The following is a 7,581-nucleotide window of genomic DNA, read 5'->3' as shown; positions in this document are numbered from 1 at the left end:
TCGCTTCGGGCGTCTCCAATTCGAACGAAACGGACGCAATGGCGTTCGCGCGCGAGCGCGCCATGTTGACGGAGCATCTGGCCGATGGCCGGCAGCGGCTGGTCTATTTCGGCAGCTGCAACGTGGTCAACGCCAAGGAGCACTCTGCCTATTTCCAGCACAAGCGTGCCATGGAAGCCCTGGTGATCGGCTCTGGACGCGGTACCGTGCTGCGCCTGCCACAGGTCGTCGGCCGCACGCGCAACCCGAACACTCTCACCAATTTCCTGCGCGACTGCATCCTGCAGGAACGTCAGTTGACGCTGTGGGCGGGCGCGCAACGCAACCTGATCGACATCGACGATGTCGCCGCCATCGCCACCCGCATTCTCGAGGGCGACGCACCGCCGCCCGTGGTTGCAATCGCCTCGCCGTGGTCACTGCCGATGCCCCGTATCGTCGACCTGTTCGAACAGGTGCTGGGCCGCCAGGCACGCCGCGTGCTGGTGGACCGGGGGGAGGCAATGGCCATCGACAGCACCCTGTCAGAGCAGATCGCCCGCGACATCGGATTGGATTTTGGGCCAGACTATCCACTCCGTGTGATCCAGAAGTACTACGGCCCCCGCCATGAAACCTGAACTCTCCATCGTCATCCCCGTCTATGGCAGCGCCTCGATCCTGCCCAGCCTCGTGCGCCGCCTGGAGGAAGTGCTGGTGCCGGCACTGGGCGCAGATGGCTTCGAGGTCGTACTGGTGCACGATTCCGGCCCGGACAACGCCTGGGAGGTCATCCGCAGCGAGGCCCACACGCGGCCGTGGCTGGTTGGCGTGGACCTGCGCCGCAATGCCGGCCAGCACAATGCGATCATGGCCGGCCTCGGCTTCGCGCGGGGCCGCTACATCGTCACGATGGACGATGATCTTCAGCACGACCCGGCCGACGTCCCGCGCATCCTGCAGACGCTGCGCGATGGCGCCGACCTGTGTTACGTGCAGTTCGAAGGCCGCAAGCATGCGCTGTGGAAGCGCGCCGGCAGCCGCTTCAACGACATGGTGGCCGCGCGCCTGCTGAAGAAGCCCGAGGGCCTGTATCTGTCGCCTTTCCGCGGTTTCGTGCGTGAACTGGGTGAAGAAGCCCGGCGCTACCAGGGGCCCTTCGTCTATCTCGACGGACTGCTGGTGCAGAGCACCAGCCCCAAGCGCATCGCCACCATTACCGGCCAGCACCACGCACGCAGCGATGGCCGCTCCGGATACAGTCTGAGCAAATCGATTTCACTCTGGCTGCAGATGGCCACCAGCTTCTCCATCGTGCCGCTGCGTTTTGTCTCGCTGGCCGGGGTGTTGGCCTCGTGCGTGGCATTCCTGCTGGCCGTGGTGGTGCTCTGGCAGAAACTGCACAGCCCGCAGATGGCGGTGGGCTGGCCATCACTGATCATCACCATCCTGTTCATGGGCGGCCTGCAGTTGCTGGCGCTCGGCGTGATCGGTGAATACACCGGCCGTGTGCTGCTGAACATCAACAACCGCCCGCAGTACATCATTGGACGTACCACCAACGTGGAAGGCCGGGAAGAAGACGATCGTCCCTGAGCCCCGTGGGTTGCGGCCTCAGGCCGCGCCCATCCGACGTCCCAGCCACAGGTAGGTCAGGCGTCGCGCCTGCGCCATCAGGCGGGCCTTGAGGTTGCCCAGGCGCAAAGTCATCGGCGACAGCAACTGCGGATCCGCCGCCGCCAGCGCGTTGTGGAAATCGATGGCCTGCTGTGCCTGGTCGTTCATCAGCCTCACGCTCCACTGCCCTGCATTGATGCGGAAACTGGCCAGGCTCTCGCGCAGCGCCACCATGTCGCCCTGCAGCATGATCGCCGAATAGCTGGCCTGGTCGATGAGGTAGGGGTGGGAATTGTCCCAGCCGCCCGCCTGGACCAGCAGCTCGCGCCGGAACATCACGCAGCCCGGCTCACCGAACAGGTTGGTGCCGGCAAGCACCGATGCCCGTACCGCATCGCGCCCGCTTACGAGCCCCTTCAGCGCACCCAGGCCACGCGCCGCGATGATTACCTTGCCCTGTGCATCCACGAGATCGCGCTTGCTGGCGACCAGCACCGCCGAGGGATGTGCATCCAGCGCGGCAACCTGGCGGCTGAGGGCATTGGGTGCGATCAGGTCATCGCCACAGACCAGCTTCAGCAGCTCGCCGCGGGCCGCCATGCTGACCCGGTCCCAGTTGGCCTTGGCACCGCCGCCGGTGGGTGTCGGGCTGAGTACGCGGACCCTGGGATGATCGGCATAGCGGGCCAGCAATGCATCGGTACCGTCGTTGGAGGAATGATCAGCCACGACCAGCTCGAAATCGTCGTAGTCCTGCGCGAGGATCGAATCGAGCGTCTGCGCAAGATACTCGACGTTCCTGTAGGCCGGCACGACGACCGAGACACGTGGGTTCATTCCTTCTTCTCCGCGGTAGGTGGTTCCGGTCGTCGCCGGAACGAGAAATGCTTGTGGCCGACGTAGTTGAAGATCACCACCAGCACGGTGATGGCGATCTGGGTCGGAATGGCCGGAAGGCCCAGCACATCGGCCAGCAGCGCCAGTGCCCCCATGTTCAACAGCAGGCTGCCGACATTGACGCTGGTGAAGCGCAGGAAATCACGCCAGCCATTGCCGCTGACCCGGAACACCAGCCGCCGGTAGACGAAGAACACCAGCACCAGCGAGACGACCCAGGCGATGCCCAGGCTGACCACCGAGGGCACCTTGGGCCCCAGCAGCAGCACCAGGCCGGCGAACAATGCCGTGCTGAAGGCGGTGTTGGCGCCACCGACCAGCAGGAACAGCACGCGCTGGTCCTTGATCAGGCGCTGCAGCGGGCCAGGAGGGCCGGAGCGCGGCAGCGGGTCGTTGTCGTCCTTCATGGCCATGCTCACGGCACCTCGCAGCTGACCGAGAAACCGGTAAGCAGCACACCCAGTTCACGGGTGTCGCTGCTGCCGGGCTGGTCCCGGCTGGGAATGCTCACCGGACTGACCGCCAACTCGGCATGCTCATTGCCTACGCGCGCGCGCGCCGCCTGGCCGGGCTGCACGGTCAGCACATCCTCGTTGCCCGCGGCGGTGCTGATGCGCACATGACGCTCGGATTGCCCCGGCGGCACGTACAGCTCGGCGAAATAGGCGCAGCCACAGGGCGGAAGCGCGAGCGACGCGTGCGCGCCACTCCAGCGCACGGCGCCTTCCGCCGCATGCCAGCCCTGCGTGTACTCGATCCCGCGCGTGGAACAATCACTCGCAGTGCTGTCGGCGTACAGCGCCAGATGGCGCTCACGCATGACGTTGGCGCCTTTGCGGGCGTAGTCCAACTGTGCCTGCAGCAGGTTGGCGGATTCGTCGTCGGGCACGGCCCGCAACAATGCCTTGTTCATGGACGCGAAGATGCCCTCGCGGAAAGGGCTGGCTTTCCACTCGTGGACATAGGTGAGCAGCTGGGTCAGCAGCACCGCCGACAGCAGGCCGCCCACCAGCACGTTCCACCCCTGCGCCCCGCGCGGCGCCGCCTGCAGCTCGCGTGCGACCAGCCAGATCACGCCTACCAGTCCGAGCACCAGGTCCATGTAGTAGCGCGACGCCATCACCGCGAACGGACCTTCAGCACCGCGCGCCAGTGTCAGCGAAGCGGCGATCAGGACACCATAGAGGGCCAGCAGCAGTGGCAACCGCGACCCGGGCGCGCCGCGGCGCAGCCAGGCAACAGCCGCGATCACGCCGACCAGCAGCAGGATGCCCCCGAGCACCGCGATGGTCGCCAACGGCAGCTTCCCGCCCATCAGCACCGCTTCGGGGTACCCCATGGTGGAGCCCACCGAGTACAGCAACAGCACCGGCAGGTCCGCATCGACATTGAGACCGTTGCGTGTGGACGCGTCGGTGACCGATCCGCTGAGCAGATACACGACCATCGACAGCCCGACCGCCACGCTCGGCAGAATGCCGGTCCAGCGCCCCTCGGCCCGCCAGCGCGGCAGGAACGAGAGCACCTGCACGACCAGTACGGCGCCGACGAAGGCGTAGTTCCAGCCCATGCCGCACACCAGCACGATCAGCGGCGCGGCAAGCACCAGGGCCACCACCCACACCGCCGGACAGCGCGAACGCCCTGACAGCAGGTGGGCATGGCCACAGAAGAACGCCACGAAGGCCAGGTTTTTCGTCCACAGCGGCAGGCCCAGATCGAGGGTCAACAACTCATAGCCGGCCCAGCTGAAGCACAGGGCCGCCACGGTTACCACCACCACCACATTCAGCCACGGGCGCTTTGCGCCGGGCTGGTGTCGCATGTCAGCCATCCAGGAAATGCACAGGCACGCCGCGACAGCCGAGATCACCGCGCCGGTCAAGCGATTGGCAAGCAGGACATCAAGATCGAAGAGGCTGACATTCGCCCACAGGAACAACTGGTTCACGAACCCGCGATGCGAAGATCCGCCCCAGAACTCGAACGTGGACAGCTGGCCCGCCTGCCATTGGTCGAGCTGGAACAGCAGGCGCAGCGAATCCATGTACAGCGCATCAGGGTGCGCGCGGTTGAGGATGACCTGGTGAATGACCGCGAACACCGCCACCACGGCCAGCACCAGAACGACGCCATGCCAAGGACGACCCTGCATACCGGTGGTGCCTGCGCCGGTATGCGGGCGTTGTGCCGCGCTCCCCCTCATCGGCTGCCTCATGCTGCCCGCTCATCGCGCTGCATTGATGACGACAACACCCGCCACAACGCCTCACGCGAATATTCCTGGTCGATGAATGCCCGCTCCGCCGTCGAGACACGCTGCCAGAGCGCGTCATCGCGCAGCAGCGAGACAATATGCGCAGCCATTGCCGGTGGTTCGTCCGCCACCGGCATGAAGGCGTTGGCACTGCTCAGGCCCTGCATGCCCACCGAGGTGGTTACGCAGGGAACACCGTGGCGCAGCGCCTCGAGCACCTTGCCTTTCACGCCGCCGCCGAATCGCAGGGGCGCGACGGCAACGCGCGCACGGGCATAGAACGTTTCCAGGCGCGCGTCGCTGACATAGCCGGTGACCTCGATCCGTTCCGAGGCGAGGGCCTGTACCTCCGGACGTGGGTTGGAACCGACCAGGCTCACCCGCACGCCGGGAATCTCGCGCTCGACCAACGGCAGCACTTCGTTGACGAACCACAGCGCCGCATCGACGTTGGGCGCATGCGCAAAGCCCGCCACCAGCAGGATGTCCTGCCGCCCCTGCGGCGTTGGCAGCACCTCCGATTGTTCGAAGGCATACAACGGGATGGTGGCAGCGCGACTGGTCGCAGCCGGTGCCTGTTCGGCCAACCACTGACGCACGTGGCGTGTCTCATCATCCGACGGATAGAGCACGACGTCGGCCTGCTGCCAGAGTTCATGTTCGAAACGGCGGTAGCGCTGGGTTTCCCGCTCCAGTTCATCGTCAGGTTTCACCTGCAGCTGCTGCTGCATGCGCAGGTGATGGATGTCGTGGCCGTAGTACACCAGGGTGGCCTTGCTGTGCCGGCGGACACTGGCCACCAGCTCAACGGAAATGTGGGGACGGTTGAGGATCACCACATCCAGATAGTGGCCGTTGGCCGCCATCCAGGCATCGAATCCGGCCACGCCCACGCACTCGGCACCATGCATCACCTCGATGCCCGATCGCTGCAGCGGCAGCGCGTACTCGGCATCGTAGTAGGCGTTGGCCGGCCAGAAGGTGACCTGGCATCCTTCCTGCACCAACGTCTGCAACACCTGGCAGGTCGCGCGTGATCCCGCATCGCGGTCCGGCTGGGGAATGTAATGATCGACCACGAGCACGTGGCGCTTGGTGCGCGAACGGTCGCGGGCGAGAAAAACGCTCTCGGCATTGGGGAACTGCGCTTCCTGCAGGGTCGGGCCCCAACGTTCAAGGAACTTGTCGCGGTTGACCGCCTGCCACGCCTTTACACCACTGCTCTCGTCGGTGCCGCTGGAGACGCCCTCGTAATGCACGACCACCGATTCCGGCTGCATGTACACCTTCAGGCCGCGTGCACGCACGCGGAAGGCGATGTCGGTGTCTTCATAGTACGCCGGCGCGAAATGCTCATCGAATCCGCCAAGTTCGCGGAACAGGTCCAATGGCAGCATGATCGATGCGCCGGATACGTAATCGGCTTCCTTGAGATAGCTGTAGGCCGGGCGTGAGGGATCCTCCAGGCGTCCGAAGTTCCAAGCACTGCCATCGGCCCACACGATGCCGCCTGCTTCCTGCAACCGGCCATCGGGGTAAACCAGCTTGGAGCCGACCAGGCCGGCATCCGGATGCGACTGGAACACCTCGACCAGGGCATCCAGCCAACCCGGCCGGACCTCGGTGTCATTGTTGAGAAGATATACGTAGCGGCCCTTGGCCAGGGTCAATGCCTGGTTGCAGGAGCGCAGGAAACCCAGATTCTTCGGATTGGCGTGATAGCGCAGACCCGGGATCGCCGCCAGCCCGGCGATCCGCGTATCGCCGGAGGCATCCTCCAGAACCAGTACTTCGAATGGCACGCGTGCACCAGCCCGGGCAATGGATGCCACGCAGGCAAGGCTCTGCTCGAAATTGCCATAGGTCGGGATGACGATGCTGACCACCGGATCAGCCACATCGGCAAAGCGCACGTGCTCGAGGATGGCCTGCGGGTCGTTCCGTACTTCCTCCAGCAACAGCCCGTCCAGCGGTGCCGGGCTGGATTCGTCCTGCCTCAGCAACATCCGCTTTGCCATCGGTACCATCGGCTTGAGCAGCGGATGCCGCGCCAGCCCGGATGCGCGCAGCGACTGCAGCACCACACGCCACTCGCCGCGCAGCACGCGACCGGCAAAACGCAGTGGCTTGGTGATGCGCCAGGAGCGCGAACCGATCAGGGAGCCTGTCAGATCCTGCAACGACTGCAGCTCTTCGCGATAGGACGACAGCAGGGCCGACACGTCGCTGCCATCGCCCTCGTCCATCGAGTGCCGCCCCGTCAGGTCGACACCCGACCGGTGGAGGAGCTGATCGATCTGCTCATGGCGTTGCCGCAGTTCGGCACGCGCCGCGCTGGTAAGACCGGACACAGCGGTCATCTGTGCCTGCAGCTGGCTGCGGACCTCCCAGACTTCGGCCATCGCCGACTCCAGGTGTGCAGCCCGCGCCCTCTCCTGGTCCAACTGCTGCTGCAGACGTGCGACTGCGGCGCGCTGCTCTCGTTCCTGCAGCTGCAGCTGCTCGGCGGCGGCCAGACCAGCCTGCTCAAGCTGTCGATGCAGCTCTGCCACCACCCCCTGCTCGCGCACCACGTGGCCTCGCAGCGAGCCGATCTCGGCATCCTGGGCCTGGGCCCAACGCGCGACTTCGTGGTGATGTGCGTACAGGTCCTCCGCTTCGGTATACAGCACCGACGCAGCCAGCTGCGGCAGCAGCGACGTATCGGCCGCTGCCACCACAACGAAATAGACGGCATCGGGAATTACCGCAGCACGCTCCTGGACACCCTCGCCGGTATCGGTCAGCGCCTGGTAGGCAGGCTGCACCGGTCCGGCTTCCAGCCCGGTGAT

The 7,581-nt window shown here is 65.5% G+C and carries 6 protein-coding genes; 2 read left to right on the top strand and 4 right to left on the bottom strand.

What is annotated here, in order from left to right; translation table 11 throughout:
- Both DBR20_RS15630 and DBR20_RS15625 read left to right on the top strand, forming a co-directional pair.
- The coding region (locus DBR20_RS15630; protein WP_219927821.1) for an NAD-dependent epimerase/dehydratase family protein at positions 1 to 620 on the top strand (620 nt) is incomplete at its 5' end.
- Entirely contained in the window at positions 610 to 1,575 is a 966-nt protein-coding gene (locus DBR20_RS15625; protein WP_108266805.1) for a glycosyltransferase family 2 protein, read from the top strand. The genes DBR20_RS15630 and DBR20_RS15625, both read left to right, overlap by 11 nt.
- Positions 1,576 to 1,593: 18 nt before the next feature.
- Here DBR20_RS15625 and DBR20_RS15620 read toward each other — a convergent pair whose 3' ends face one another.
- From DBR20_RS15620 to DBR20_RS15605, 4 genes are all read right to left on the bottom strand, one after another.
- Positions 1,594 to 2,433 carry a glycosyltransferase family A protein gene (locus DBR20_RS15620; protein WP_108266804.1) on the bottom strand — a complete coding sequence of 280 codons (840 nt, stop codon included), beginning with the start codon at positions 2,431 to 2,433 and terminating at the stop codon, positions 1,594 to 1,596.
- On the bottom strand, positions 2,430 to 2,906 hold the full coding sequence (locus tag DBR20_RS15615) for a GtrA family protein (protein ID WP_108266803.1): 477 nt from the start codon (positions 2,904 to 2,906) through the stop codon (positions 2,430 to 2,432). The genes DBR20_RS15620 and DBR20_RS15615 overlap by 4 nt, the downstream gene beginning before the upstream one ends.
- Before the next feature lie 2 nt (positions 2,907 to 2,908).
- The gene (locus DBR20_RS15610) at positions 2,909 to 4,648 is read right to left on the bottom strand and encodes a hypothetical protein (RefSeq protein ID WP_108266802.1); all 1,740 of its coding nucleotides are present in this window, start codon (positions 4,646 to 4,648) and stop codon (positions 2,909 to 2,911) included.
- Positions 4,649 to 4,707: 59 nt separating this feature from the next.
- A partial coding sequence (locus DBR20_RS15605; RefSeq protein ID WP_108266801.1) for a glycosyltransferase occupies positions 4,708 to 7,581 on the bottom strand: 2,874 nt, incomplete at its 5' end.

This window comes from Stenotrophomonas sp. HMWF023 (assembly GCF_003060985.1).
Lineage (GTDB): Bacteria > Pseudomonadota > Gammaproteobacteria > Xanthomonadales > Xanthomonadaceae > Stenotrophomonas > Stenotrophomonas lactitubi.
The sequence above is the reverse complement of the archived record's forward strand: the minus strand, read 5'-3'. Positions and strand labels throughout refer to the sequence as shown.

Coding starts and splice junctions, on each gene's coding strand:
- DBR20_RS15625 (WP_108266805.1), top strand. CDS start 610: ATGAAACCTGAACTCTCCATCGTCATCCCCGTCTATGGCAGCGCCTCG.
- DBR20_RS15620 (WP_108266804.1), bottom strand. CDS start 2,433: ATGAACCCACGTGTCTCGGTCGTCGTGCCGGCCTACAGGAACGTCGAG.
- DBR20_RS15615 (WP_108266803.1), bottom strand. CDS start 2,906: ATGGCCATGAAGGACGACAACGACCCGCTGCCGCGCTCCGGCCCTCCT.
- DBR20_RS15610 (WP_108266802.1), bottom strand. CDS start 4,648: ATGCAGGGTCGTCCTTGGCATGGCGTCGTTCTGGTGCTGGCCGTGGTG.